The 22,936-nt window shown below is 66.3% G+C and carries 22 protein-coding genes; 7 read left to right on the top strand and 15 right to left on the bottom strand.

Annotated features, from left to right (window positions below; genetic code table 11):
• The 6 genes from KDJ86_RS09550 to KDJ86_RS09575 form a co-directional block, all read right to left on the bottom strand.
• Nucleotides 1–1,289 (bottom strand): cbb3-type cytochrome c oxidase subunit I (locus tag KDJ86_RS09550; RefSeq protein ID WP_291745018.1); only part of this gene is annotated, 1,289 nt, incomplete at its 3' end.
• 4 nt (nt 1,290–1,293) lie between these two features.
• On the bottom strand, nt 1,294–2,202 hold the full coding sequence (locus KDJ86_RS09555; protein WP_291745020.1) for a COX aromatic rich motif-containing protein: 909 nt from the start codon (nt 2,200–2,202) through the stop codon (nt 1,294–1,296).
• A gap of 121 nt (nt 2,203–2,323) precedes the next feature.
• Nucleotides 2,324–3,337 carry a cytochrome d ubiquinol oxidase subunit II gene (cydB, locus tag KDJ86_RS09560; RefSeq protein ID WP_291745071.1) on the bottom strand — a complete coding sequence of 338 codons (1,014 nt, stop codon included), beginning with the start codon at nt 3,335–3,337 and terminating at the stop codon, nt 2,324–2,326.
• A 12-nt stretch (nt 3,338–3,349) separates the two neighbouring features.
• Nucleotides 3,350–4,756, bottom strand: a complete 1,407-nt coding sequence (locus tag KDJ86_RS09565) for a cytochrome ubiquinol oxidase subunit I (RefSeq protein WP_291745022.1) — start codon at nt 4,754–4,756, stop codon at nt 3,350–3,352.
• A gap of 81 nt (nt 4,757–4,837) precedes the next feature.
• Nucleotides 4,838–5,605 carry a trans-aconitate 2-methyltransferase gene (gene tam / locus KDJ86_RS09570; RefSeq protein WP_291745023.1) on the bottom strand — a complete coding sequence of 256 codons (768 nt, stop codon included), beginning with the start codon at nt 5,603–5,605 and terminating at the stop codon, nt 4,838–4,840.
• Nucleotides 5,602–6,321 carry a hypothetical protein gene (locus tag KDJ86_RS09575; protein ID WP_291745024.1) on the bottom strand — a complete coding sequence of 240 codons (720 nt, stop codon included), beginning with the start codon at nt 6,319–6,321 and terminating at the stop codon, nt 5,602–5,604. The genes tam and KDJ86_RS09575 overlap by 4 nt, the downstream gene beginning before the upstream one ends.
• A gap of 203 nt (nt 6,322–6,524) precedes the next feature.
• On the opposite strand from KDJ86_RS09575, the gene KDJ86_RS09580 reads away from it, so the two are divergent.
• Nucleotides 6,525–8,741, top strand: a complete 2,217-nt coding sequence (locus KDJ86_RS09580) for an SLC26A/SulP transporter family protein (RefSeq protein ID WP_291745026.1) — start codon at nt 6,525–6,527, stop codon at nt 8,739–8,741.
• Nucleotides 8,742–8,866: 125 nt separating this feature from the next.
• Nucleotides 8,867–11,089, top strand: a complete 2,223-nt coding sequence (locus KDJ86_RS09585; RefSeq protein WP_291745028.1) for a SulP family inorganic anion transporter — start codon at nt 8,867–8,869, stop codon at nt 11,087–11,089.
• 27 nt (nt 11,090–11,116) lie between these two features.
• On the opposite strand, the gene KDJ86_RS09590 is transcribed toward KDJ86_RS09585, so the two are convergent.
• The 3 genes from KDJ86_RS09590 to KDJ86_RS09600 form a co-directional block, all read right to left on the bottom strand.
• Complete coding sequence (locus KDJ86_RS09590; protein WP_291745030.1) at nt 11,117–11,500, bottom strand: Crp/Fnr family transcriptional regulator; 384 nt, start codon at nt 11,498–11,500, stop codon at nt 11,117–11,119.
• A gap of 98 nt (nt 11,501–11,598) precedes the next feature.
• Nucleotides 11,599–12,174 (bottom strand): signal peptidase I, encoded by a 576-nt coding sequence (gene lepB / locus KDJ86_RS09595; protein WP_291745031.1) that lies wholly within the window; start codon nt 12,172–12,174, stop codon nt 11,599–11,601.
• Between the two features lie 94 nt (nt 12,175–12,268).
• A complete protein-coding gene (locus KDJ86_RS09600) occupies nt 12,269–12,715 on the bottom strand; it encodes an EVE domain-containing protein (protein WP_291745032.1) in 447 nt (148 codons plus the stop codon).
• A gap of 189 nt (nt 12,716–12,904) precedes the next feature.
• Here KDJ86_RS09600 and KDJ86_RS09605 point away from each other — a divergent pair, with 189 nt between their 5' ends.
• Nucleotides 12,905–13,543: an MT-A70 family methyltransferase gene (locus KDJ86_RS09605; protein ID WP_291745034.1), complete on the top strand. Its 639-nt coding sequence runs from the start codon at nt 12,905–12,907 to the stop codon at nt 13,541–13,543.
• On the top strand, nt 13,540–14,154 hold the full coding sequence (locus KDJ86_RS09610) for a BglII/BstYI family type II restriction endonuclease (protein WP_291745036.1): 615 nt from the start codon (nt 13,540–13,542) through the stop codon (nt 14,152–14,154). Before KDJ86_RS09605 ends, KDJ86_RS09610 begins: the two co-directional genes overlap by 4 nt.
• 22 nt (nt 14,155–14,176) lie before the next feature.
• On the opposite strand, the gene ettA is transcribed toward KDJ86_RS09610, so the two are convergent.
• The gene (ettA, locus tag KDJ86_RS09615) at nt 14,177–15,829 is read right to left on the bottom strand and encodes an energy-dependent translational throttle protein EttA (protein WP_291745038.1); all 1,653 of its coding nucleotides are present in this window, start codon (nt 15,827–15,829) and stop codon (nt 14,177–14,179) included.
• A 254-nt stretch (nt 15,830–16,083) separates the two neighbouring features.
• On the opposite strand from ettA, the gene KDJ86_RS09620 reads away from it, so the two are divergent.
• Both KDJ86_RS09620 and KDJ86_RS09625 read left to right on the top strand, forming a co-directional pair.
• Nucleotides 16,084–16,566: a cupin domain-containing protein gene (locus KDJ86_RS09620; RefSeq protein ID WP_291745040.1), complete on the top strand. Its 483-nt coding sequence runs from the start codon at nt 16,084–16,086 to the stop codon at nt 16,564–16,566.
• 125 nt (nt 16,567–16,691) lie between these two features.
• Nucleotides 16,692–18,254: a phospholipase D family protein gene (locus KDJ86_RS09625; protein WP_291745041.1), complete on the top strand. Its 1,563-nt coding sequence runs from the start codon at nt 16,692–16,694 to the stop codon at nt 18,252–18,254.
• A gap of 36 nt (nt 18,255–18,290) precedes the next feature.
• Here KDJ86_RS09625 and KDJ86_RS09630 read toward each other — a convergent pair whose 3' ends face one another.
• Nucleotides 18,291–18,725, bottom strand: a complete 435-nt coding sequence (locus KDJ86_RS09630; protein ID WP_291745042.1) for a MarR family winged helix-turn-helix transcriptional regulator — start codon at nt 18,723–18,725, stop codon at nt 18,291–18,293.
• Between the two features lie 75 nt (nt 18,726–18,800).
• Between KDJ86_RS09630 and KDJ86_RS09635 the strand changes: the two genes are divergently transcribed.
• Nucleotides 18,801–19,346 (top strand): hypothetical protein, encoded by a 546-nt coding sequence (locus tag KDJ86_RS09635; protein WP_291745044.1) that lies wholly within the window; start codon nt 18,801–18,803, stop codon nt 19,344–19,346.
• Nucleotides 19,347–19,483: 137 nt separating this feature from the next.
• On the opposite strand, the gene KDJ86_RS09640 is transcribed toward KDJ86_RS09635, so the two are convergent.
• The 4 genes from KDJ86_RS09640 to KDJ86_RS09655 all read right to left on the bottom strand — a co-directional run bounded on the left by KDJ86_RS09640 (nt 19,484) and on the right by KDJ86_RS09655 (nt 22,895).
• Nucleotides 19,484–19,981 (bottom strand): sulfocyanin-like copper-binding protein, encoded by a 498-nt coding sequence (locus KDJ86_RS09640; protein WP_291745047.1) that lies wholly within the window; start codon nt 19,979–19,981, stop codon nt 19,484–19,486.
• A 163-nt stretch (nt 19,982–20,144) separates the two neighbouring features.
• Nucleotides 20,145–20,858, bottom strand: coding sequence for a glutathione S-transferase (locus KDJ86_RS09645; RefSeq protein WP_291745050.1), 714 nt, complete (start codon nt 20,856–20,858; stop codon nt 20,145–20,147).
• A 127-nt stretch (nt 20,859–20,985) separates the two neighbouring features.
• Nucleotides 20,986–21,798 carry a hypothetical protein gene (locus tag KDJ86_RS09650; protein WP_291745052.1) on the bottom strand — a complete coding sequence of 271 codons (813 nt, stop codon included), beginning with the start codon at nt 21,796–21,798 and terminating at the stop codon, nt 20,986–20,988.
• Complete coding sequence (locus KDJ86_RS09655; RefSeq protein ID WP_291745055.1) at nt 21,795–22,895, bottom strand: hypothetical protein; 1,101 nt, start codon at nt 22,893–22,895, stop codon at nt 21,795–21,797. The genes KDJ86_RS09650 and KDJ86_RS09655 overlap by 4 nt, the downstream gene beginning before the upstream one ends.
• Nucleotides 22,896–22,936: the final 41 nt, after the last annotated feature.

Raw genomic sequence — 22,936 nt, forward strand, 5'->3', positions numbered from 1 at the left:
CCCGGGATCAGCATGTTGTGGAAATGCGCCACCAGGAAGGTGGTGTTGTGCATCAGGTAGTCGGCCGGCGGCAGGGCGAGCAGCACGCCGGTCACCCCGCCGATGACGAAGGTGACGATGAAGGCCACCGTGTACATCATCGGCACCGTGAATCGGATGCGCCCCCGGTACATGGTGAACAGCCAGTCGAACACCTTCACCCCGGTCGGCACGGCGATGATCATCGTCGTGATGCCGAAGAACGAATTGACGCTGGCGCTCGACCCCATCGTGAAGAAGTGGTGCAGCCAGACGGTGAAGGAGAGGATGGCGATGGCGCAGGTCGCCCAGACCAGCGAGGTATAGCCGAACAGCCGCTTCGAGGCGAAGGTGGTGACGACGCTCGAATAGATGCCGAAGGCCGGCAGGATCAGGATATAGACCTCGGGGTGGCCCCAGATCCACAAGAGGTTGGCGAACATCATCATGTTGCCGCCATCGCCGTTGGTGAAGAAGTGCATGCCCGCGGCGCGATCGAGCTCGAGGAGGATGCCGACCACGGTGACCCCCGGAAAGGCGAAGGCCATCAGGATGGCGGTGCACAGCGCCGTCCAGGTGAACAGCGGCATGCGCATGAAGGTCATGCCGGGCGCGCGTCTCTTGAAGATCGTGACGATGAAGTTGATGCCGGTCAGGGTCGAGCCGATGCCCGAGATCAGCACCGCCCATATCCAGTAATCGACCCCGACATAGGGGCTGTAGATGATGCCCGAATAGGGCGGATAGGCGGTCCACCCCGCGGTCGAGAACTTGCCGATCACCAGCGACACCATCACCAGCCCGGCGCCGGAGGCCGTCATCCACAGGCTCATCGAGTTGAGATAGGGAAAGGCGACGTCGCGCGAGCCGATCTGCTGCGGCACGATGATGTTGAGGAAGCCGGTGAGGAACGGCATCGCCATGAAGAAGATCATGATCGTGCCATGCGAGGAGAATATCTGGTCGAAGTGGTCCGGCGCCAGGTAGCCGTCGCTGTTGAGCGCGATCGCCTGCTGGGTGCGCATCATGATCGCGTCGATGAAGCCGCGCAGCAGCATGATCAGCGCCAGCGTCACGTACATGATGCCGATCTTCTTGTGGTCGACGCTGGTGAACCACTCGCGCCACAGATACCCCCAGGCGCCAAGCCAGGTGATCACCGCCATCACCACCAGCGTTCCGCCGACCGTGATGACCGCGCCGCCCATGGCGATCGGGCTGTAGAACGGCAGGGCGTCGATCGTCAGCCTTCCGAAGAGCTCGCCGAACATCCTGCTACTCTCCCCCGCTTGCCTGCTCTTCGGCCGCCATCCCGGCACGCGTCATCGCCGCCATGCCGCTATCGTATTTCTGGATGATGCTTTGGTAGAGATCCGGCTCGACCGACGAATAGTAGGTCACCGGCACCTTGCTGCTCGGCTTGGCGAGCTCCTCGTATGCGGCGGCATCGAGCGCCTTGCCGTCCGCCTTTGCCGTCTCGACCCACGCATTGAAGTCGTCCTCGGTCATCGCCACCGCCTCGAAGTGCTGGTCGGCGAAACCGTCGCCGCTGTACTGCGTGTTGCGGCCGCGATAGCTCCCCGGCTCGTCGGCGATCAGGTTGAGCTGGCTCTGCATCCCGGCCATGGCGTAGATCTGGCCGCTCAGCGCCGGCACGTAGAAGGCGTTCATCACCGTGTCGGAGGTGATCCTCAGGGTCAGCGGCGTCCCCGCCGGAAAGGCGAGCTCGTTGACCGACGCGACGCCCTGCTCCGGGTAGATGAACAGCCACTTCCAGTCCTGGGCTACGACCTGGACCTCGAGCTGCGAGTCCTTCGGGTCGAGGGCGAGATAGGGATCGTATTCGTGGGTGTAGATCCAGACATGGACCGCCAGCGATGCCCAGATGACGAAAGGTACCGCCCAGGTGATCGCGTCGATCACCCGCGAGTCCCAGTTCGGTTCGTAGCGCCGCTTCGCCTTCGCCCGGTAGCGCCAGGAGAACCAGAAGGCCATCCAGAACACCGGCAGCACGACGATCATCATGATCAGGAAGGCGCGGAACAGGATATCCCGCTCGCCCAGCGCGACCGGCCCGTCCGGAAAGACGATCGGCAGGCTCTCCGGGCCGCAGCCCGCGGTCAGCGCTGCCAGTCCGCAGATCGCCCCGATCGCGAATATTCTGCTGGCCCGTGGGTGCCTCACCATCCCTTCACGCGGTCCGCCTGAATGAAATCCGCCTCCCGCGCCGCCGCCTCCCGCGACTCGGGCCTCTCAAGTCATCGCGGCGAGCCTAGCACGAACCGGCCCGGAGGCCAGTTCCGCCCTAGTGATAGCCCTCGCTGCCCACCGTCACCTTTCCGTGGCGCAGGAAGGTCCAGTAGACGAAGACAGTGTAGCTGAGGATGATCGGCAGCATCAGCAACACGCCGATCAGGGTGAATATCTGGCTGTCGGGCACCGCCGCGGCCTGCCAGACCGTCACCGAGGGCGGCACGAGATAGGGGAAGGTCGAGATCCCCAGTCCGACATAGCAGAGCAGGAACAGGACGATCGAGGCGATGAACGGTTTCACCGTCGCCCCCTGCCCGATCCACCGCCATGCGCCCGCCGCGACCAGCAGCGTCGCCGCCGGCAGGACCCACAGGAAGTAGATGTTCGGCGTCGAGAACCAGCGCTCCTGGATGCGCTCGAAGCCGAGCGGCGTCCACAGGCTGACCACCGCGATGAACACCAGCACCGCCGGCAGCAGCATCCGCGCGTGACCGCGCGCCCGCGCCTCGATGTCGCCCTCGGTCCGCGCAACCAGCCACGTCGCGCCGAGAAGCGCGTAGCCGAGCACCAGCCCGACGCCGCACATGACCGAGAAGGGCGTCAGCCAGTCGAAGGCGCCGCCGGCGAACTTGCCGTCGACGACGGTGATCCCCTGGATCAGGCTGCCGAGGATCACGCCCTGGGCGAAGGCCGCGACCGTCGAGCCCGCGCCGAAGGCGAGGTCCCAGGCGCCATGGCGCGGCTTGGCGACGCTCCGGAACTCGAAGGACACGCCGCGGAAGATCAGCGCCAGCAGCATGACGATCACCGGCAGGTAGTTCGCCGGCATGATGATCGCATAGGCCTGCGGGAAGGCGACCCATAGGCCACCGCCGCCGAGGATCAGCCACGTCTCGTTGCCGTCCCAGAAGGGCGCGATGGTGTTGATCATCGTATCGCGCTCTTCTTCCTTCCTGGTGAAGCGGAAGAGGATGCCGATGCCGAGGTCGAAACCGTCGAGGATGACATACATGACGACCGCCGTGGCGATCAGCACCGCCCACACGATCGGAAGGTAGAACTCCATCGCGTCCATGGCTCAGCCTCCGCTCGCCGTCCCCGATGCGGCCTCCGCTCCGGTCGCGCCGGTCAGCGGCCGGCTCGGCACCCCTTCGGACGGCGTCGCCGGCTCCGGGCTCGGGCCCCTCCGGATCAGCCGGTTCATGTAGATCAGTCCGGCCGAGAAGATGATCCCGTAGACGATGACGAAGAGGATCAGCGTCGTCGCCACCTGCCCGGCTGAAATCGGCGAGGCGGCATCCTTGGTCCTCAGGATGCCGTAGGCCACCCATGGCTGTCGCCCGACCTCGGCGACGATCCAGCCGGAGAGAACGGCGAGGAAGCCGACCGGCCACGACCAGGACGCCAGCCGCAGGTAGAGGCGCGACTGGCCGAGCCTCCCGCGTGCCCACGAGATACCGCCCCACCAGGCGAGCACCAGCATGATGACGCCGAGCCCGACCATGGCGCGGAAGCCGAAGAAGGGCAGCACCACCGGCGGCCGGTCCTCCGCGGCGAAGTCCTTGAGCCCCTCGAAGCCGCCGTCATAGGAACGGGTGACGATGATCGAGGCGAGGTGCGGCACCGAGATTTCGTAGAGATTGCGCTCGCCCGCCTCGTCCGGCCAGGCGAAGAGCACCAGCGGCACCGGACCCTCCGTGCCGGCATCCCACTTGGCCTCGATCGCCGCCAGCTTCTCCGGCTGGTACTTGAGCACGTCCCGGCCGGATTCGTCGCCGGCGATGATCTGCGCCGGTACCAGCACCACGGCGAGTCCGATGCCCATCTTCAGCATCGTCATCGCGTGTTCCTTGTGCGTCCCGGCCAGCAGGTAGCGGGCGCCGGTGGCGATCACCACGAAGGACGTCGTGATATAGGCGGCCAGCACCATGTGGACGAAGCGGAAGGGGAAGGTCGGGCTGAAGGCGATGGCCAGCCAGTCCTTCGGCACGGCGATGCCGTCCTCGATCGCGTGACCGACCGGATACTGCATCCACGAATTGGCGGAGAGGATCCAGAAGGCCGAGAACAGGGTGCCGACCGCGACCAGGATGCCGGCGAGCGTCAGAAGGCCCGGCGGTACCCGGTTCCACCCGAACAGCAGGATGCCGAGGAAGGTCGCCTCGAGGAAGAAGGCGGTCAGCACCTCATAGCCGATCAGCGGACTGACGACGTTGCCGACCACATGCGAGAAGTGGCTCCAGTTGGTGCCGAACTCGTAGGACATGACGATGCCCGACACGACGCCCATGCCGAAGGACACCGCGAAGATCTTGGTCCAGAACCGGGCGAGGTCGCGATAGCGATCCTTGCCGGTCCGCCGCCAGATGACGAGGAGCGTCGCGATCCAGGCCGAAAGACCGATGGTGAAGGAAGGGAAGATGATGTGGAAGGCAATCGTGAACGCGAACTGGATCCGCGCCAGCATGACCGCATCGAATTCCATCGCGCGCTCCCTTCTCGGACAACCTCAATCATCCGGACACGACTTTAGCACGAGTCGTGCCATCCCTCGCCGGGCCATCGCCTAGCCCTTTGTCGCGACGACAAAGAGTCGCGGAAACCTCAGCATCACCCTTCCATCGATCAGCGGTGGATAGGCATCGGCGATCCGCTGCGCATAGTCGGCGAGAAACGCCTCGCGCTCGTCGGCTCCGAGTCGCTCGAGATAGGGCCTGAGGCCGGTACCCCTGACCCATTCGACGATCGCCGCGGGACCGTCGAGGACGTGGTTATAGGCGACGTGCCAGATGTCGACCGACGCCGCATGCGGCTTCAGCCGGTTGTAATAGGCTGACGGCGGCGGGATCACTTCCCGCGCGATCGGCGTCGTGAATCGATCGCGCCAGGGACCATCGCGCGCGACGTCCGTCATCAGCCGGTGCGTCGGCTCGCCGACATTGTCCGGCACCTGCATGGCAAGCGCGCCGCCCGGCCGGCAGCCCGCCAGAAGCCGCTCCAGCGTGCCGAGATGGTCCGGCACCCAATGAAACACCGCGTTGCCGTAGATCACGTCGACCGGCTCGGGCGGGTTCCAGGTCGCGATCGAGGTCTCGATGAAGCCGATGTCCGGAAGCCGCTTCCGCGCCGCGGCCAGCATCTCGGCGGAGGTGTCGAGGCCGACAAGCTCGGCGTCCGGATAGCGCGCCTTGAGCAGCGCCGTCGAGTTGCCCGGTCCGCAACCGATGTCGACGACCCGACGCGGATTTTCGACGGGCACGCGTGCCAGGAGCTCGGCCGCCGGGCGGCTTCGCTCGCCCTCGAATTTCAGGTACTGGCCGGGCGACCAGGTCAATGCTTCGGCCCCTCGAGCGGACCGGGCGGCCGGCTCAGCGTCTCGGCGAGCACGATCCACAGGAAGGGCACCATTGCCGCGAGCGCCACGACGCTGGCCGCGCGGCCGACCCGGACCGCGTCGGCGGCGAAGGGCGATGTCATCGATCCCCTTGCCATCGCCGCGAGCCACAGCGCGAAGAGGCCGACCGATACCGCGCCGAGGGCGAGGGCCCCGGCCGAGGCCAGCCATCCGCATTCGCACGAGACCCGGCGGCGGCGCCACAGCACCCGCCGCGATTCCGTCGGTTCGCCGGCAACCGCCAGGAGAACCATGATGAGCAGCGCCAGGATCGTGAAATACGGCAGGCCGGTATTCAGGATGCCCTTGTCGAAGGTGATCGGCCAATAGGAGCCGATGACCGTCAGGAAGCGCCAGTCGAGCAGCATGAGCGCCGGCACCAGGAAGCCGGTCAGGCGCGGCATGCCGATCGTCCGCGCCCGGCGCCAGCACGGCCTGATCAGCGACAGCGCATAGAGCCCGAGGATCGCCACCCTCAGGACCGTTCCCGAAAGCACGGCGACGGTCCAGCATTCGCGGGCATTGCCGTCGGCGCCGCATTCCGTCAGCTTCTGCAGCCCCTCGACGATATGCGGATAGGCGAACGAGACGGCGACGAAGGCGATCGTCCGCCAGCCGACGGTGATGGCAAACCTCTTTCCGCTGAGCGGACGCATCGATCAGGCTCCCGGTCTGGCAGTTGCTTCAGGCGTTCGATTCGCGAGTATTTCGCCAAGGCGACTGCGAACCGCGCGCCATGTCAACGTATCCGCGCAGCCGACGGATGTAACGGGCATCTTCGCGGCGAAGTGGACGCCCGACGCCCGCCGTGACATCCTTTCTCCCTGACTGTCGTCTTGCATGGGACTGGGGAGCAAGCATGGCGATGTCCATGGCCGACCGGAAGGCGGCACCGGCCGACCGGATTGTCGCCAGCCTCCTGGCGGGGCTGATCTGCGGCGTCCTCGCCGTCGTGCTTTCCATCGGCACGGGCAGTCTGCTTTTTTCGCTGACGCTGCATTCGCACCTCGCCGCTTCGGTCGGCATGGCGCTGGCCGCGACGACGGTCCTCGCGGTCGTCGTCGGCCTCACCAGCTCGATCCGTGGCGCGGTGGCCCTGGTCCAGGAGGTCCCGGTGATCGGCCTCACCGCCGTCGTCGCCGCCGCCGCCGCGGCAATGCCCGAAGGCGCGCCTCATCACACGACATTCGTGACCGTCATCGCCGCCGTCATCCTTTCGACGATCGTCGCCGGCATCGCCGCGGCCGTGCTGGGAATCCTGCGCTGGGGCGCGATCGTCCGCTTCGTGCCGTATCCGGTCATCGGCGGTTTCCTCGCCGGCACCGGCTGGCTGATCGTTCTTGGCGGAATCGGCCTCCTCGTCGGCGCAGGCCCGAAGCTCGCCGATTTCCACCGCCTCCAGGACCTCGCCTTCGCCGGCAATGTCGGGCTGACCCTCCTCTTCGCCATTCTGCTCGCCCTCATCGAGGCGCGGGCGACCAACGCCCTCTTCCTGCCCGGCGCCATACTGGTCACATTGCTGCTCTTCAATGTCGTGGTCGCCGTGACCACGGTCGATGCCGGCACGCTGCGCGACGGAGGCTGGCTGGTCGGCATGCCGGCCGACGAGGGGCTGTGGCCGCCGATCGAACTGGCCGACCTGGAGTTGGTCGACTGGCACGCGGTTGCTCTCGCGATGATCGCCATGCCGACCATGGTCTTCATGACGGTGCTGTCGCATCTGATGAATGTCAGCGGCATCGAGCTCGCCTCGCGCAGCGATGTCGATCTTGATCGTGAGTTGCGCACCAATGGCGGCGCCAACCTGCTTGCCGGCGCAGCCGCCGGGATGCCGGGCTTCCCGGCCATCGCGCTGACGCTGCTTGCCCTGCGGCTGAAGGCGCCCACCCGCATCGTCGGCATATTGGTCGGCGGCGTTGCCCTCGGCGCCCTGCTGCTCGGCGGCCGGGTCCTCGATCTGATTCCCACCTTCCTGCTCGCCGGCATGCTGATCTGGATCGGCGGCGCGCTCCTGATCCAGTGGCTGTTTCATACCTACCGGCAACTCGGACGCTGGGAATACCTGGTCATCGTCATGATCTTCGCGGCGATCGTCGGCATCGGCTTCGCCGAAGGGATATTTCTCGGCCTTGCCGCCGCCGTGATCCTCTTCGTCATCCAGTATGGGCGGGTCGACGCCGTGCGCATGTGGCTCACCGGCAAGGAATACCAGAGCAGCGCCGCCGCTTCGGAGGAACGGCGCAAGCTGCTCGTCGCCCACGGCGATGCCATCCTGATCATTCGCCTCCAGGGCTTCCTGTTTTTCGGCACGGCCGACCGCCTCCGCCGCGCCGTCACCCGATCTGTCGGCCACTGCGGAGAGGACTCAGCCCGCTTCGTCGTTATCGACTTCGGCCGGGTGACCGGCGTCGATTCCTCAACGGTCCTCAGTCTCATCCGCCTCGCCCAGATCGCCGAACGCGACGGCTTCACCGTCGTGCTGTCGTCGCTCAAGCCCGAATATCGCGAGGCGATGGAACGCGGCGGCCTCGAACAGGGCCGGCACCTGCATTTCGGGTCAGGCATCGATGCGTCGCTCAGATGGTGCGAGGACGTCCTGCTCGGCGAAGCCGATCCCGGATTCTCCCAATCCCGGCCCCGTCCGCTGATGACGCTGCTGAAGACCCTGGTCGAGGACGAGACCGTCGCCGAGCGCGTCGCGCCCTATCTGGAGAAATGCGACATCCCGGCCCGAACCGCGCTGATCGAACAGGGCAGCGCCTCCGACGACATCTACCTGATCGAAGCCGGCCATGCGGTCGTCGAGGCGAAAGCCGGCGACGGCCCTCCCGTCAACCTGGCAACCATCGGCCCCGGCGCCATCGTCGGTGAAATCGCCTACTATCTTCGGACGCCGCGCACGGCCTCGATCGTCAGCGAGGAGGAGATGCGGGTCTGGCGGCTGAGCCGCGCCTCGATCGAAAGGCTGAAGACCGAGGCGCCCGCGGCCGCGCTGGCGCTCCACCAGGGACTGGCGACGATGCTGGCCGGACGCCTCGATGGCACCAACCGCGTGTTGCGCTTCCTCGCCGACTGAACACCTTGGCAAGGAATTTGCCAGTATGACGCCTCGATGACGCCGAATCCTTATAGGAACCCGATTCCGTGTAGGAAGCGCAATCTGCGCCCGCCGTCCGTTGTCTATCCAGAGGTCTTCGACACATGACGACCGAGGCATCCGATGCCCGAAGGCTTCCGCCGGTCGACAGTCTGGCCCAGGGCGCGGTCGCCGGGGTCATTTGCGGTTTCCTCGCGATCGTCCAGTCCGCCGGCTTCGGCATGCTGCTGCTGGTCGGCGAATCCCAGACCCTGGCGCCGACCGCGATCGGCATGGCGCTCTTCTCCACCGCGGCGATGGCCGCGGTCGCCGCGATCACCAGCTCGACGCCGGGCGTCGTCTCGATCGCCCAGGGCATTCCGATCGCCGCCCTTGCCGGCCCCGTCGCCACGATCATCGCCGCCACGGCCGCCAATTCCGGCCCGGACGCGGTGCCGGTCACCGTAGTTGCCGCCGTCGCCCTGTCGACGATCTCCATCGGCGTCACCGCATTCCTGCTCGGCAGGCTGAAGCTCGGCCGTTTCGTCCGCTTCGTACCGTTTCCGGTCATCGGCGGGTTCCTCGCCGGCTCCGGGTGGCTGATCCTGCTCGGTGGCGTCGGCGTCGTCGTCGGCCATTCCGTCACCGCGCAGAACATCGCCGAGCTCGCCGATCCGTCCACCTTCCTGCGGCTGGCGGCTGCCATCGCCTTCATCGCGGTGGTCGCGCTGGTCGGCACCCGGATACCGGCCAACCTCGCCGTCCCGGCCGTCGCGCTGGCCGGCATCATCGTCTTCAACCTGGTGGTCCTCGCCGCCGGCACCGGCACCGGGCAGCTGCGCACGGATGGATGGCTGACATCGGTCGCCGACGGCCGGCTGTGGCCGCCGGTCGCGCCGGCCGACCTCGCCCGCGTCGACTGGCCGGCGATCGCCGGCGAGCTGATCAGCCTGCCGACGGTCGTCATCCTGACGGTCATGGCGGTGCTGATGAACGCCACCGGCATCGAGATGGACTCGCGCCGCGACATCGATCTCGACCGCGAGCTCAGGTCGGTCGGCATCCAGAACCTGCTCGGCGGCATAGGCGGCGGCATGCCGGGCTTCCATTCGGTATCGCTGACCATCCTGTCGCTGCGTCTCGGCGCCGCGGGCGCGACGGTCGGGCTCATCGTCTCCGCATTCTGCATCGCGGCCCTTGTCTTCGGCGAGGTGGTGCTGTCGCTGGTACCGACGCCGCTTCTCGGCGGCCTGCTGATCTGGATCGGCCTGTCGCTTGTCATTCCCTGGCTGGTGCGATCCTATTCGCGCCTGTCGGCCCGCGAATACCTCGTCATCCTGCTGATCTTCCTGGTCATCGTCACCGCCGGCTTCGCATGGGGCATCCTGACCGGCCTGGTCGCCGCCACGATCCTCTTCGTCGTCGAATACGGGAGGGTCGAGATCGTCCGCCACATGATGACCGGCCGGGACTACCAGAGCAGCAACGATTCCTCCGAGGAGCGGCGCGAGGTCCTGCGCCGGGCCGGCGACGCCATCCTCATCGTCCGCCTGCAGGGCTATCTCTTCTTCGGCACCGCCGACCGCGTTCGCAAGATCATCCAGCAGCGTATCGAAAGCCACGGCGGCCAGCCGATCCGCTATCTCGTCGTCGATTTCAGCCGGGTCAGCGGTCTCGATTCGTCGACCGTGCAGAGCTTCAGCCGTTTCGAGCAGATGGCCGGTCCCGACGGCTTCGTCCTGGTTCTCGGCGGCATGTCGGAGACTATCCGCGCGGCGATGATCCGGGGCGGCCTGAAGCCCGACGAGGACTCGCATATCCGTTTCGAGAACGACCTCGACCATGCGCTGGAGTGGAGCGAGAACCACCTCCTTGCCGAGATCGCCCCCGACGTCGTCACCGGCGCGCCGACCTCCGTCACCGACCTGATTCACGAGGTGGTCAAGGACGAGCGGCTCGCCAGGGCGATGCTGCCGCACCTCGAACGCGTCGAGATCGCGCCCGGCGCCCGGCTGATCGAGCAGGGAACGCCGTCCGGCGACATCTTCTTCATCGAGAGCGGCCGCGCGGCCGTGGTCCTCGAGGATAGTGAAGTGGTCCACGTCCGGGTTGCGACCGTCGGCAGCGGCTCGATCGTCGGCGAGATGGCCTTTTATCTCGGCAGGCCCCGCACGGCGTCGATCATCGCGGAAAGTGCGCTGGTCGCATGGCGTTTCTCGGCCGAGACCCTGGAACGGCTGGGAGCGACGACGCCGGAAGCCGTCATCGGTTTCCACCGCGGCATGGCGAGCATCCTCGCCGAGCGCCTGACCACCACCAACCGGCTCGTCCACCTGCTCGGCGACTAGGGCGTCCGGAAATCGTCTTGCCGCGGCCTACGGCTGCGTTTCGCTGAGAAGGGCATTCATCGTCCGGATGCGGTGGACCAGCGTCCGCATCACGTCGAGGGCGAAATACGGCGTCTCCTGGACCAGCACGACGAACAGCCGCTCGTCGATCGGCACGAGGTCGCAATCCTCGACCGCGATCGCATCGGCGCTGCGGGTCTCGAAGTCGATCAGGCCCATTTCGCCGAAGATGCCGCCGTGCCCGACCTCCTCGACGACCTTTCCGCCGACCGAGATCGCCACCGTGCCCTTGCGGATGATGAACATCTCCTTCGAGTCGGAGCCCGCGGCGAGGATGACCTCTCCGGCTGCGGCATGGCGGGACGGCACGTCGGCATTGTCGAGAATCTCGAAGCTGGTCTTGTTGTTCATGGCCTGCTCATGTCACGGTTTCGGCGTGCTTGTTGCCCCGGTCGTGCAACAATTGGATGACGCTCGTGTGACAGTCGGGCGGCCGCGCGCTCGGGAGCCTACCTCCCCGCCTCGCCGCGACACGCGACCCGGTCGACATAGCCGGCAAGGTCCGCGCGCGGGATCGCGCCGACAGCGGAGATCCGGCTGTCGGCCGCGTTGTCGCGATTGTCGCCGAGGACGAAATAGGAATCGGCCGGCACGTCGAAAACCGGCGTGTCGTCGAGGAATCCGTCCGGGTCGATGTCCAGCGTTTCGAACGTGACGCCGCCGGGAAGCGTCTCGCGATAGAGACCCGCCGCGTCCTCCCTTCCGCCATGGGTTTCAGGCAGGCGATAGGCGCCGACTTCCGTCCGCTCGACCGCCTCGCCGTCGATCAGCAGGGCGCCGCCGATCATCTGGATGCGCTCGCCCGGAAGCCCGACGATGCGATGGACGTTGTGGACCGCCCGGTCCTGCTGGCCGCGATAGACGGCGAGGTCGCCGCGTTCCGGCTGGCGTTCGGCCGTGTAGGACAGCACGACGATCGCGTCCCCCGGCATCAGCCCCGGCACGCCGGAAACCGAGGGGATCGTGAAGACGGTCGCGGCCGGATCGGTCACCGCCAGGGTCAGCATCAGCAGCGTCGCGCACATGACGCGAATGGAGCACGGGAAAGCGGCGAGAATCGATCATCCCGCCCCGTGCCCGGCCATTGCCTCATACGGCTGCGCCGGCCGGCCGACGGCATCAGCCGGCGGCGACCACCTTGTCGGCGACGCCCATCGCCCGGGCGATCGTCAGGAAATCCGCTTCCGACACCGCGAAGCTGCCGCGCCGGAAGATCATCCCCCAGGAGGCCTGCCCGCGGGTGAAGGCGAGGTCGGCGAGCAGGGGCCGGATCGGCGCTTCCCGTGCCGCGAGGAAGTCGGCGTCGCGGCGGATCGGATGGAAGCCGCCGCCCATGTCGCCGGCATAGGGCTCGCCCGGCCTGATCCGCCCGATCGCGGTGAAGGCCTGCACCGGCTCGCCCTGCCGCATGCCGGTCCGCGGCGAATAATAGGCGATCCAGTCGCCGGGCGAGAGCCGCCGCACCGGCTCCGCCTTGCCGTGGGAGAGCTGGCAGAACCCGCCGGCCACCCCCTTCATCACATGGTCGCGCGAGGCGACCCCGATCCAGGTGCGCGTATCGTTCATGGGAACGGAAACTAGCAGGAGCCGGTGTCAGGGAATGGCAGGAGGGACTGTCTCCTCTTCATGCAACGATACATGTTCAAAGCACGATTTCCTGCGTCAAAGTCCCAAGCGAATCAGGCAAACTTGGCCACAAGGCCTATTGTTCGTCTTTTGTTCTCAATGTATGGTGGGTCTGTAGGGACCGCAGGCATGAACCAATTCGTTGAAAACACCATCGTATCGCTGGCGAAGGCTACCGCCGGCCGGCGCTTCGGCACGGTGCTGGCCGACCCGCCCTGGCGCTTCACCAACCGCACGGGGAAGGTCGCGCCTGAGCATCGCCGTCTTGCCCGTTACCAGACCATGACCACGCATGAGATCGGCCAGCTACCGGTCGGCGAACTGGTGACCGAGCCTGCCCACCTTTACCTCTGGGTTCCGAACGCCCTCCTGCCGGACGGCCTTCAGGTCATGGCCGCCTGGGGGTTCGAGTACAAGTCGAACATCGTCTGGCACAAGGTGCGGAAGGACGGCGGTTCCGACGGTCGCGGGGTCGGCTTCTATTTCCGTAACGTCACCGAGTTGATCCTGTTCGGCGTGCGCGGCAAGAACGCCCGGACCCTTCCCCCGGGCCGCAGCCAGGTGAACTACATCTCGTCCCGCAAGCGCGAGCACTCGCGCAAGCCCGACGAGCAGTACGACGTGATCGAAAGCTGTTCGAACGGCCCCTATCTCGAGCTCTTCGCCCGCGGCACCCGGCCCGGCTGGACCTACTGGGGCAACCAGGCCGACGACAGCTACCGTCCGACCTGGGCGACCTACGGCTACAACTCCGTCGCGGCTGAATGAGCGGGCTAGCGAGAACGACTTTTTTCAAAGGCTGGTCCTGCTATGACTGGCGCAACGCGAAAACAATTCTTGAGCACGCTCACTCTTCTGAGTGGAATGATGTGAAGAACGTGCTTGCAGGCTTTCGGCTGCGTCACAGCGACCTGATCGCGAAGGGCAAGGGCAATAAGTCAGCGATTGCCGCGGCCATTGACTCCAAATTCTACGAACGAGGCTGGAAAGAGCGTAAGTTCGAAACGTCTGTCGTTGTTGACAAAGTATCCAGCGACAGCCCGACCCACTCGGTCGATTGCTTCAAGGGTAAAGTCGCTCTTGAACTGGAATGGAACAACAAGGATCCGTTCTACGATCGCGACCTCAACAACTTCAGGCTGCTCTACGACCTACGCGTCGCAGATGTCGGCATCCTCGTGACCCGCTCGACACCACTGCAACAATGGCTGAAAACAAGACATAGGGAGCTAGGGAAAAGCAAAGATACTTTCGGCGTGTCCACCACGCATTTCGACAAATTGGAACCGCGGATCCTTGGCGGCGGTGCGGGAGGTTGCCCGGTCCTCGTCTTCGCTATGGAGCCGGATCTTTACCTCGACGACCGACCGGCGATTTAGCATCCAAGGGTCGATACTGTCCCTACCGCGTCAGCCGCTTGTACTTCACCCGGCGGTGGTCGATCGATTCCGCGCCGAGGCGGCGGACCTTGTCGGCCTCGTATTCCTCGAAGTTGCCCTCGAACCACTCGACATGGCTGTCGCCCTCGAAGGCGAGGATATGGGTCGCCAGCCGGTCGAGGAACATCCGGTCGTGGCTGATCACCACGGCGCAGCCGGCGTAGTCCTCCAGCGCGTCCTCCAGCGCGGCCAGCGTCTCGGTGTCGAGGTCGTTGGTCGGCTCGTCGAGGAGGAGGACGTTCGAGCCCTCCTTGAGCAGCTTGGCGAGATGGACGCGGTTGCGCTGGCCGCCGGACAGCGAGCCGACCTTCTGCTGCTGGTCGCCGCCCTTGAAGTTGAAGGCGCCGACATAGGCGCGTGAGTTCATCTCGCGTTTTCCCAGGCGGATGATGTCGTTGCCGCCGGAAACCTCCTCCCACACCGTCCTGTTGCCGTCGAGGTCGTCGCGGCTCTGGTCGACATAGCCGAGATGCACCGTCTCGCCGAGGCGGATCGATCCGGAATCCGGCTGTTCCTGCCCGGTGATCATCCGGAACAGCGTCGTCTTGCCGACGCCGTTCGGGCCGATCACGCCGACGATGCCGCCGGGCGGCAGCTTGAAGGAAAGGTCGTCGATCAGCAGCCGGTCGTCATAGCCCTTGGAGAGGCCCTCGACCTCGATCACCGTGTCGCCCAGCCGCTCGCCGGGCGGGATGATGATCTGGGCGGTGCCGGGCGCCCGCTCCTCGTTCCGCTTGAGCAGCTCGTCATAGGCGCGGATACGCGCCTTCGACTTCGCCTGCCGGGCCCGCGGGCTCGCCGCGATCCACTCGCGCTCGGCGGACAGCGCCCGCTGCCGCGCCGCCTCCTCGCGGCCCTCCTGCTCCAGCCGCTTCGCCTTCTTGTCGAGATAGGCGGTGTAGTTGCCCTCGTAGGGGATGCCGCGGCCGCGATCGAGCTCGAGGATCCAGCCGGTGACGTTGTCGAGGAAGTAGCGGTCATGGGTGACGATCAGCACCGAGCCCGGAAATTCCCTGAGGTGCTTTTCGAGCCAGGCCACCGATTCCGCGTCGAGGTGGTTGGTCGGCTCGTCGAGCAGGATCAGGTCCGGCGCCGAGAGGAGCAGCCGGCAGAGCGCGACGCGGCGCCTCTCGCCGCCCGAGAGCTTACTGACGTCGGCGTCGTTCGGCGGGCAGCCGAGCGCGTCCATCGCCATCTCCACCTGGCTCTCGAGGTCCCAGAGGTTCTGGCTGTCGATCTCGTCCTGGAGCTTCGCCCCCTCCTCCGCCGTCTCGTCGGAATAGTTCATCATCAGCTCGTTGTAGCGGTCGAGGATCGCCTGCTTCTTGGCGACGCCCTCCATGACGTTGCCGAGCACGTCCTTCTCCGGGTCGAGCTCCGGCTCCTGCGCCAGGTAGCCGACCGTCGCGCCCTCGGCGAGCCACGCCTCGCCGTTGAACTCCCTGTCGAGCCCGGCCATGATCCTGAGCAGCGTCGACTTGCCCGAGCCGTTGGGGCCGAGCACGCCGATCTTGGCGTCGGGGTAGAAGGAGAGGTTGATGTTCTCGAGGACTCGTCTGCCGCCACCATAGGTCTTGGTGAGGCCCTGCATGTGATAGATGAACTGGCGTGCCATGGAGACTCCGGGCCGGCCGCCCGCGACCGGCAATCGTGAAAAGAGGTAGACGGGATTGGCGCCCTTCTAGTGGAACCGGTGTGCCGGGCGCAAGGGCATGTGCGAAGCCGTTCCGGTCGGCGCGACGCCGCCCCCGGCGCGGCGGCCCCCGAGCGCCCGATTCACGTTCTTGCGAGACCGCTGGAGCGGCTGGCATAATATTGCCGTTCGTCCGGCCCGGACAAACGCCGGCGATTTCGACGGGAGGAAGCGGGATGACGGTCGTCGATCGGGGAGCGAACGCGGTGTGGTTCTTGAACACCCGCGTTCATATCGTGGTGCCGGCAGCGGCCGGAGAGGATCGTTTGTCGGTCCTGCAGCACCGCGCGCCCTTCGGCGATTCGCCGCCGCTCCATATTCACCACACCGAGGATGAGGTCTTCCGCGTCCTCGCGGGGCGGTTCCGGTTTCGTGTCGGCGAGGAGGAGTATGAGGTCGGGCCGGGCGAGACGATCATGGCGCCGAAGAAGGTGCCGCACCAGTATTGCGTCGAATCCGCCGAGGGCGGCTCATGGATCACGATCACCAGCCCCGGCGACTTCGAGGGGCTGGTTCGCGCGGTCGGCCGGCCGGCCGAAGATGACGGCCTGCCGGCGCCGCATGGACCGCCGACCCCGGAAGAGGAAAAGGCGCTGATCGCCGCCTGCGGCGCCCATCACATCGAGATCCTCGGGCCGCCGATGGCGCCGCGCGGCTAGCGCCGGCGCGTCCTCGCCTCGCTCCCGCCATCCGCCGGGTGGCCGAAGCCCGCCGCAGGCTGTATCCAGTCTCCGCTGGCCACGGGGTCCCGGATTCCACGGCCGGCGGCCCGCTGGAGGACCGCATGATCAAGGCCCTGCTCAAATTCCTGGTTATCGTCGTGGTCTTCGCGGCGGCGGCGATCGTCATCCTCCGCCTCGTGTTTCCGTTGCCGAGCCTCGACGGCCGGCAGGAGAGCACCGCCCTGCCCGCCTCTCCCGATACGACGCTCGGTGCGGCGCTTCTCCCGGCCATTGCCCGGCACGAGGGGGTGAGCGGCGTCGTCCCGCTGCTCGACGGCCGCGACGCCTTCGCCGCGCGCGCGGTGCTCGCCCGCGCCGCCGAGGAATCCATCGACGCGCAATATTACATCTGGCAGACCGACACGACCGGGCTGATCCTGCTCGACGAGCTTCGGGCGGCGGCCGAACGCGGGGTCCGTGTCCGGCTGCTCGTCGACGACAACGGCATTCCCGGCCTCGATCGCCAGCTCGCCGCTTTGAACGCCCTCCCCACGATGGAGGTCCGGCTCTTCAATCCCTTCACCCTGCGCGATCCGAAACTCCTCTCCTACGCCTTCGATTTCCCGCGCCTGAACCACCGCATGCACAACAAGTCCTTCACCGTCGACGGCGTCGCGACCATCCTCGGCGGCCGCAACATCGGCGATATCTACTTCGCCTACGGCGACGGCGTGCACTACTTCGATGTCGACGCGCTCGCCGTCGGCCCGGCGGCGGTCGATGTCGAAGCCGAGTTCGACGCCTACTGGGCAAGCGGGTCGGCTTACCCGGCGGAGGATATCCTCGCGCCCGCGCCCGACGGCCTCGCGCTCCTCACCGGCGCTGCTGCGGAAGCGCGGGCTTCGGAAGGGGCGAAAGCGTATATCGAGGCGGTCGCCCGGTCGACGCTGATGCATGAATTCGAAACCGGTTCGACGAAGCTCGAATGGGTGCCGGTGACCGTGGTCAGTGACGATCCGGCCAAGGGCCTCGGGGAGGCCCCGGTCTCCGACCTCCTGATCGGCAAGCTCCATGAACTGCTCGCCAGGCCACAGGGCGGGGTCGACCTGGTATCCGCCTATTTCGTCCCCGGCGAGGAAGGAACCGATCTCCTCGGCGGCCTCGCCGAGGATGGCGTCGCGGTCCGCGTGCTGACCAACGCGCAGGAATCGACCGACGTCGTCGTCGTTCATTCCGCCTATGCCCGTTATCGCCCGGAGCTTCTCGCTTCCGGCGTGAAGCTCTACGAGCTCCGCGCCGACCAGTCCGGCCCGCCGGAGGAGGAAGCCGGCTTCACCATGTTCGGCCCCTCGGCCTCCAGCCTCCACGCCAAGACCTTCGCCATCGACGGCGAGCGGATTTTCATCGGCTCCTTCAATTTCGATCCCCGCTCCGCCGAGCTCAATACCGAGATGGGCGTGCTGATCGAAAGCCCGGAGATGGCCAGTGGTCTGGCGCGTTTCATGCAGGCCGAAGTCCCCCTCGTCGCCTATACGGTGAAGCTCGGCGCCGACGGCGGCCTCGAATGGGTGAGGACGGAGGCCGACGGCAAGGAAACCGTCTTCGATGTCGAGCCTGACACGACGGCGTTCCAGCGCTGGGTGGTCTGGTTCCTCGGCCTCCTGCCGATCGAGTGGATGTTGTAGCCGGCGATTTCCGGCGCGGCACGCGACGTCGCCGGATCAGTCGTCGCCGCGCATCGCCTCGATCACCCGGCGCATCAGCGCCACGAATGCGCGTCGCTCCGCGGCAGACAGCTTCCGTAGCGCCACCGCGTTCTGGGCATTGGCGGCGGCGATCGCATCCTTCCTCAGGGCTTTCGCCCTGGGCGTCAGCCAGATCTGCTGAGCCCGCCCGTCCTCCGGGTCGCGTGTCCGGCGGATCAGCCCGTCGCGTTCCATGCGTCCCAGCGTATTGGCCATCGTCGCCTGCTCGACGTCGAGCCGCCGCACCAGGTCGCGCTGGCTGATCCCGTCCTCCTCCCACAGCTCGAGCAGCGCCGGGAACTGCCCAGGCACGATGCCGAGCGGCTTGATGCGTTCCGCCAGGCCGGTCGCGAACAGCCGCGCCATGTGATTGGCGAGGTAGCCCGCCGATTCCATCTTCTCGAAACCCATGCCGCGATTATCCATTGAATAGCGTGCTATGCAATGATATATAGCTTGCTATATATTAAGGAGAGTCCGATGCCCTTGGCCACGATCGAAATCCGCTCCACCGATGACCGCCGGAGACTTGGCAGCCGCGATCCGTCGACGTCGTCGGGGCGCGCCCGCGCCTCCCTCGCCCCGCTTCATGCCGCGGCGGGAACGGCGGCCCTTCTCCTCATCGCCTCCTTCTGGACCGCGACGCTCGTCACCGAGCTGTTCGGCCCATGGACCGCGGTCGTCACCGTCAAGCAGTTGATCCCGTGGGGCTTCCTGATCCTGGTCCCGGCGCTGGCGGCGACCGGCGGCAGTGGATTCGCCCTCGCCAAAGGCCGGTCCGGCGGCCTCATCGGCACCAAGCGGAAGCGGATGATCGCGATCGCCGCGAACGGCCTCCTCGTCCTCGTCCCGTCGGCCTTCTTCCTCGCGGCGCGGGCCGGCGCGGGTCTCTTCGATACCGCCTTCTATGTCGTCCAGGCCGTCGAGCTGGTGGCGGGCGCGATCAACGTCACCCTGCTCGGTCTCAACATGCGCGACGGATTCGCCATGACCCGCAGGCGGCGGAAAAGCCGACGCCGGGGCGCGATCTAGTCCCCCGCTTCATCAGGCGTCGACCTTGGGTCGTGCCGGGCCCCGGACACCGCCCTTGGCACGGCATCAACGCTTCACCGGGCGTTGGTATCGCATCCGCGTAGCCGGCGCCGTGAATGCCAGCGCCGGCCTTCCGTCTAAGGCGTGACGGTGAATTCCGTCCACATTCCGGCCCCGTAGTGGCCCGCGACATTGCAGATCAACAGGTATTCGCCCGCCTGCAGGTTGAGGGTCAGCGAACCGGACTGGCCGGGGTCGAGCTCCGAAACCTCGCCCTTGTCGCCCGCCATTTCCTCATCGACCCGCTGCGTCCCCTCGTCATAGGGCAGCGGCTGGCCGGGATTGGCCAGTTGAAGCACGATCATCTCGTGAATCGTGTCCTTGGAGTCGTTGGTCACCTTGAACGCGACGATGCCGTGCGGCGCGGTATCCGTCGACAGCTTGATCCCCATCGTCGCTTTGGAGAGGTCGACGCCGGGCGTGCCGTAGAGCAGCCCTTTCGGCATTTCGACGTCGGCGCCCTTGTCCCAGAGCGAGACCTTGACGGTCGTCGCGGCCTGGCTCGCTGTGGGGATCGCGGCGAACATCGATACGGCGGCCACCGAAAGGGCCACCATCCTCAGAAGTTTAAGCATGATCGTTTTCCTCCGCCGTCCTCGGTCCGTTGGTTCTTCGACGGGCTTTGATAACGGGGACGGCAATCCAGCCCTGCGCCGACCGTCCGCCGCCGGCATTGAGTGAGATCAAGAGACAGGCCAGCGAAGTGTCGCGCCGTTTCCGGTGTGGCGTGGGCAGCCCCTACCCGTCGAGCTCCGGGTAGTGCCGGAAGATGCCGTCCTCGTTGAACCCGACCCGGCGATTGCTGGCGAGATAGGCCTTGACCCGAGGCCGCGCCGCGACCGCGTCATGGAGGTCGACCACCCGCTCATATTGCGGCTCGAGGCCGGCCATTGCGACCGGGAAGGCATAGCGCAGCCCGGCCACCACCTGGAACAGCGAGAGATCGGCATAGGTCAACCGCGCCCCGACCAAATGCCCGGGTCCTTTCGGGTTGCGCGCCAGGATCGTCTCGAACCAGTCGAGGAAGCGCGGCATCCGGCTCTCGCGGAACACCACCGCGCGCCGTTTCGCTTCCGGCTTCTGGTCCTCGTAATAGAAGTCGCCGCCGAGCGGGTGGTGGACGTCATGGGCCTCGACCACGAGGTCGGCGACGGTGAGCTGGATCTGGTGCGTCCACAGCCGCGCCGCGTCGCTCTTCGGCGCCAGGCCATGCCGGTCGCCGACATAGAGCAGGATGTTGGCGGTCTGCCCGATGATTCGCTTGCCGTGCTTGAGGAAGGGCGGCGCGAAGGATGGCGTGTCGATGCCGGGTCCGTCCCACATCCGCATCAGCGCGTCGGCGCCATCCTCCCGCGCCACGTCGCGATAGGCGGCCCCCGCCTCCTCCAGCGCCAGGCGGACGAACTCGCCGCGCCCCTGCAGTCCCGGCCAGTAATAGAGCTCGTAGGTCATTGAAGGCGCTCCTCGACAACATCCCGATCGCCGGAGACTATGCCCGGCGCCGCGTCCACGGAACAGGCCGGATCGGTAATGCTGGCGCGAAGGAAGGACACGGCCGCCCCGGCCGCTGGCCGCCGCCCTAGTGATCGAGCTGCGCGAGGGAGCCGAGATTCGGCTGCCAGGTCATCGATGCCCCCGCCAGCGAGAAGAACGCGTCCCAGAAATCGACAATCTTGGCGATCTTCTTCTGCTCCAGCGGATCGCGGGCGTCCGGGTTCCCCTTTCGCCCGACGCCGAAGACCACGACCGTCGCCTCGTGGAAGTCGGGCACCAGCCGGTCCTTGGCAAGGCTCGAGACGAGATCGCGGTTGGTGCGCGACAGGAACGCCCGGCCGGGCAGATATTGCGAATTCTCGATCATGTCGGAGAAGATGAAGAATACGTTTCTCTGTCCGGGGCGGAACTCTTCGCCGCCCGACATGGCAAGCGTGCGAACGATCTCCGAGTTTTCCAGCTCGCGCGAACCGGCGGCAACCCGGCTCACCTGGGCGACGATGTCGCGCTGCAGCCGCCGCCGGTCTTCGATGACCACCCCTTCGGTGCAGTCGGAAAACAGGTCGTCGAAGAAGCCCTCGCTCTTGCAGAACGGCATGCAGGCATCGACCAGCCGGTGGCTGTTCGGGAACGCGTCCTCGATCGTCCGGATCGAGAAACGATCGCCGTCGCCGAGCGCACCGAAGATCTTCTCGACGCCGTCGACCAGCGCGGCGCGGTCGATCTCGTCATAGGGTGTCGTCACGTCGAGATAGAGAACGACATTGACCCCGTCGGTATCACAGTATTTGTCGAAGTCGCCGGCGCGCGCCGATGCCAGGGAGACACACACCGCCACCACGGTCGCAAATGCGTGGAGGAGCGGGATGCGGCTGGCTTGCATCGTCGAGGCTGTCAAGCCGATTCCCGCTCGACGAGAGTCGGGCCGCGGCGGCCTTTCGACGAGGCGGCACGCCGTATCTCGCCGTCGACGTCTTTCATATAGGGCTCGTCGACGTCGTCGGCATAGGGGCTGTCCTCGGCCAGGCGGTCGAGCGAGTCGATGATCAGCGTGTCGTCCGGATCGTCGAGGGGGCGTCCCAGCCTCTTCTTCAGCTCGATGACCTGCTGGTTGGCCTCGGTGAAATCGTGGCTGACGCCGTTGATGTCGGGGGCGAATTCCTTGACGATCGCATCCTTCCCCTTGATGTAGGCCGAGCTGATCCGGTCGATCTTGCGCCGGCAGCGGTCGAGGGCGCGCGCCGCCGCGTCGAAATCCTTGTCGGAGTCATGGGTGAAGAAGGCGAGCATCATCGTCATGAAGATGCCGCCGACATTGATGGTCGCCAGGACCAGGGCCGAGACGTCCGAAAAGGAGGCGAACAGGGTTCTCCACAGGCCAACGCTCGCCACCGTCTGCTGCACGTCGGCGAACATGTCGCCGATCGATCCGGCATTCGCCGAGAACGAGGCCCGGGCGACCGTCAGGATCGAGACGAGAACCAGCAGGACCGTCGCGAGGACGAGGAATATCAGGATGGACCCGATCACCGGCCGCTTGCGGTAATCGGACCAGACGTGGCGAAGGCTGACGCCGGCGAAATGCGCTAGCACGAGAAGCGCGCACGCGAAGAAGAAGGAGATCGCCCACGACATCAGGTTGGAACTGCGCAGCGCAACGTCGAACAGGAACTTGTTCACCGGCGCCTCGAACAGCGCCAGCACCACCCCGAGGATGATCAGCAGCGCACCATGGATACGCCATCGGTTGAGCGGCCGATGGACGCCGGAATTGATCCGGGCGTAGTCGCGCTTGGCGCGCGCCAGGTCCTCGGCCGTGTTCCGGTAGGCCTCCGAGTTCGGTCCGGATTTCTGGCTGAGGCCGAGAATCCTGTTCTGACGTTCGTTGAGCAGACGATCGAACTCGGCCCGCGCCCGATAGCGAAATCCGGTCGCCCGCGCCAGATCGTGTTCGAGGTCCGCGGGCGTTTCGATTGGCGTGCGATGCGAGGGCATGGTGCAACCTGCAGCTTTCTCTACCTTAGATAGCGTACTGC

The sequence above is a fragment of the Bauldia sp. genome (assembly GCF_020442045.1).
In the GTDB taxonomy this organism is placed as follows: domain Bacteria; phylum Pseudomonadota; class Alphaproteobacteria; order Rhizobiales; family Kaistiaceae; genus Bauldia.

What these genes read in the sequence shown, in the direction of transcription:
- cydB (WP_291745071.1), bottom strand. Translation starts at nt 3,337, where the DNA reads ATGGAGTTCTACCTTCCGATCGTGTGGGCGGTGCTGATCGCCACGGCG.
- KDJ86_RS09565 (WP_291745022.1), bottom strand. Translation starts at nt 4,756, where the DNA reads ATGGAATTCGATGCGGTCATGCTGGCGCGGATCCAGTTCGCGTTCACG.
- KDJ86_RS09575 (WP_291745024.1), bottom strand. Translation starts at nt 6,321, where the DNA reads ATGCGTCCGCTCAGCGGAAAGAGGTTTGCCATCACCGTCGGCTGGCGG.
- KDJ86_RS09580 (WP_291745026.1), top strand. Translation starts at nt 6,525, where the DNA reads ATGGCGATGTCCATGGCCGACCGGAAGGCGGCACCGGCCGACCGGATT.
- KDJ86_RS09585 (WP_291745028.1), top strand. Translation starts at nt 8,867, where the DNA reads ATGACGACCGAGGCATCCGATGCCCGAAGGCTTCCGCCGGTCGACAGT.
- KDJ86_RS09590 (WP_291745030.1), bottom strand. Translation starts at nt 11,500, where the DNA reads ATGAACAACAAGACCAGCTTCGAGATTCTCGACAATGCCGACGTGCCG.
- lepB (WP_291745031.1), bottom strand. Translation starts at nt 12,174, where the DNA reads ATGTGCGCGACGCTGCTGATGCTGACCCTGGCGGTGACCGATCCGGCC.
- KDJ86_RS09600 (WP_291745032.1), bottom strand. Translation starts at nt 12,715, where the DNA reads ATGAACGATACGCGCACCTGGATCGGGGTCGCCTCGCGCGACCATGTG.
- KDJ86_RS09605 (WP_291745034.1), top strand. Translation starts at nt 12,905, where the DNA reads ATGAACCAATTCGTTGAAAACACCATCGTATCGCTGGCGAAGGCTACC.
- KDJ86_RS09610 (WP_291745036.1), top strand. Translation starts at nt 13,540, where the DNA reads ATGAGCGGGCTAGCGAGAACGACTTTTTTCAAAGGCTGGTCCTGCTAT.
- ettA (WP_291745038.1), bottom strand. Translation starts at nt 15,829, where the DNA reads ATGGCACGCCAGTTCATCTATCACATGCAGGGCCTCACCAAGACCTAT.
- KDJ86_RS09620 (WP_291745040.1), top strand. Translation starts at nt 16,084, where the DNA reads ATGACGGTCGTCGATCGGGGAGCGAACGCGGTGTGGTTCTTGAACACC.
- KDJ86_RS09625 (WP_291745041.1), top strand. Translation starts at nt 16,692, where the DNA reads ATGATCAAGGCCCTGCTCAAATTCCTGGTTATCGTCGTGGTCTTCGCG.
- KDJ86_RS09630 (WP_291745042.1), bottom strand. Translation starts at nt 18,725, where the DNA reads ATGGGTTTCGAGAAGATGGAATCGGCGGGCTACCTCGCCAATCACATG.
- KDJ86_RS09640 (WP_291745047.1), bottom strand. Translation starts at nt 19,981, where the DNA reads ATGCTTAAACTTCTGAGGATGGTGGCCCTTTCGGTGGCCGCCGTATCG.
- KDJ86_RS09645 (WP_291745050.1), bottom strand. Translation starts at nt 20,858, where the DNA reads ATGACCTACGAGCTCTATTACTGGCCGGGACTGCAGGGGCGCGGCGAG.
- KDJ86_RS09655 (WP_291745055.1), bottom strand. Translation starts at nt 22,895, where the DNA reads ATGCCCTCGCATCGCACGCCAATCGAAACGCCCGCGGACCTCGAACAC.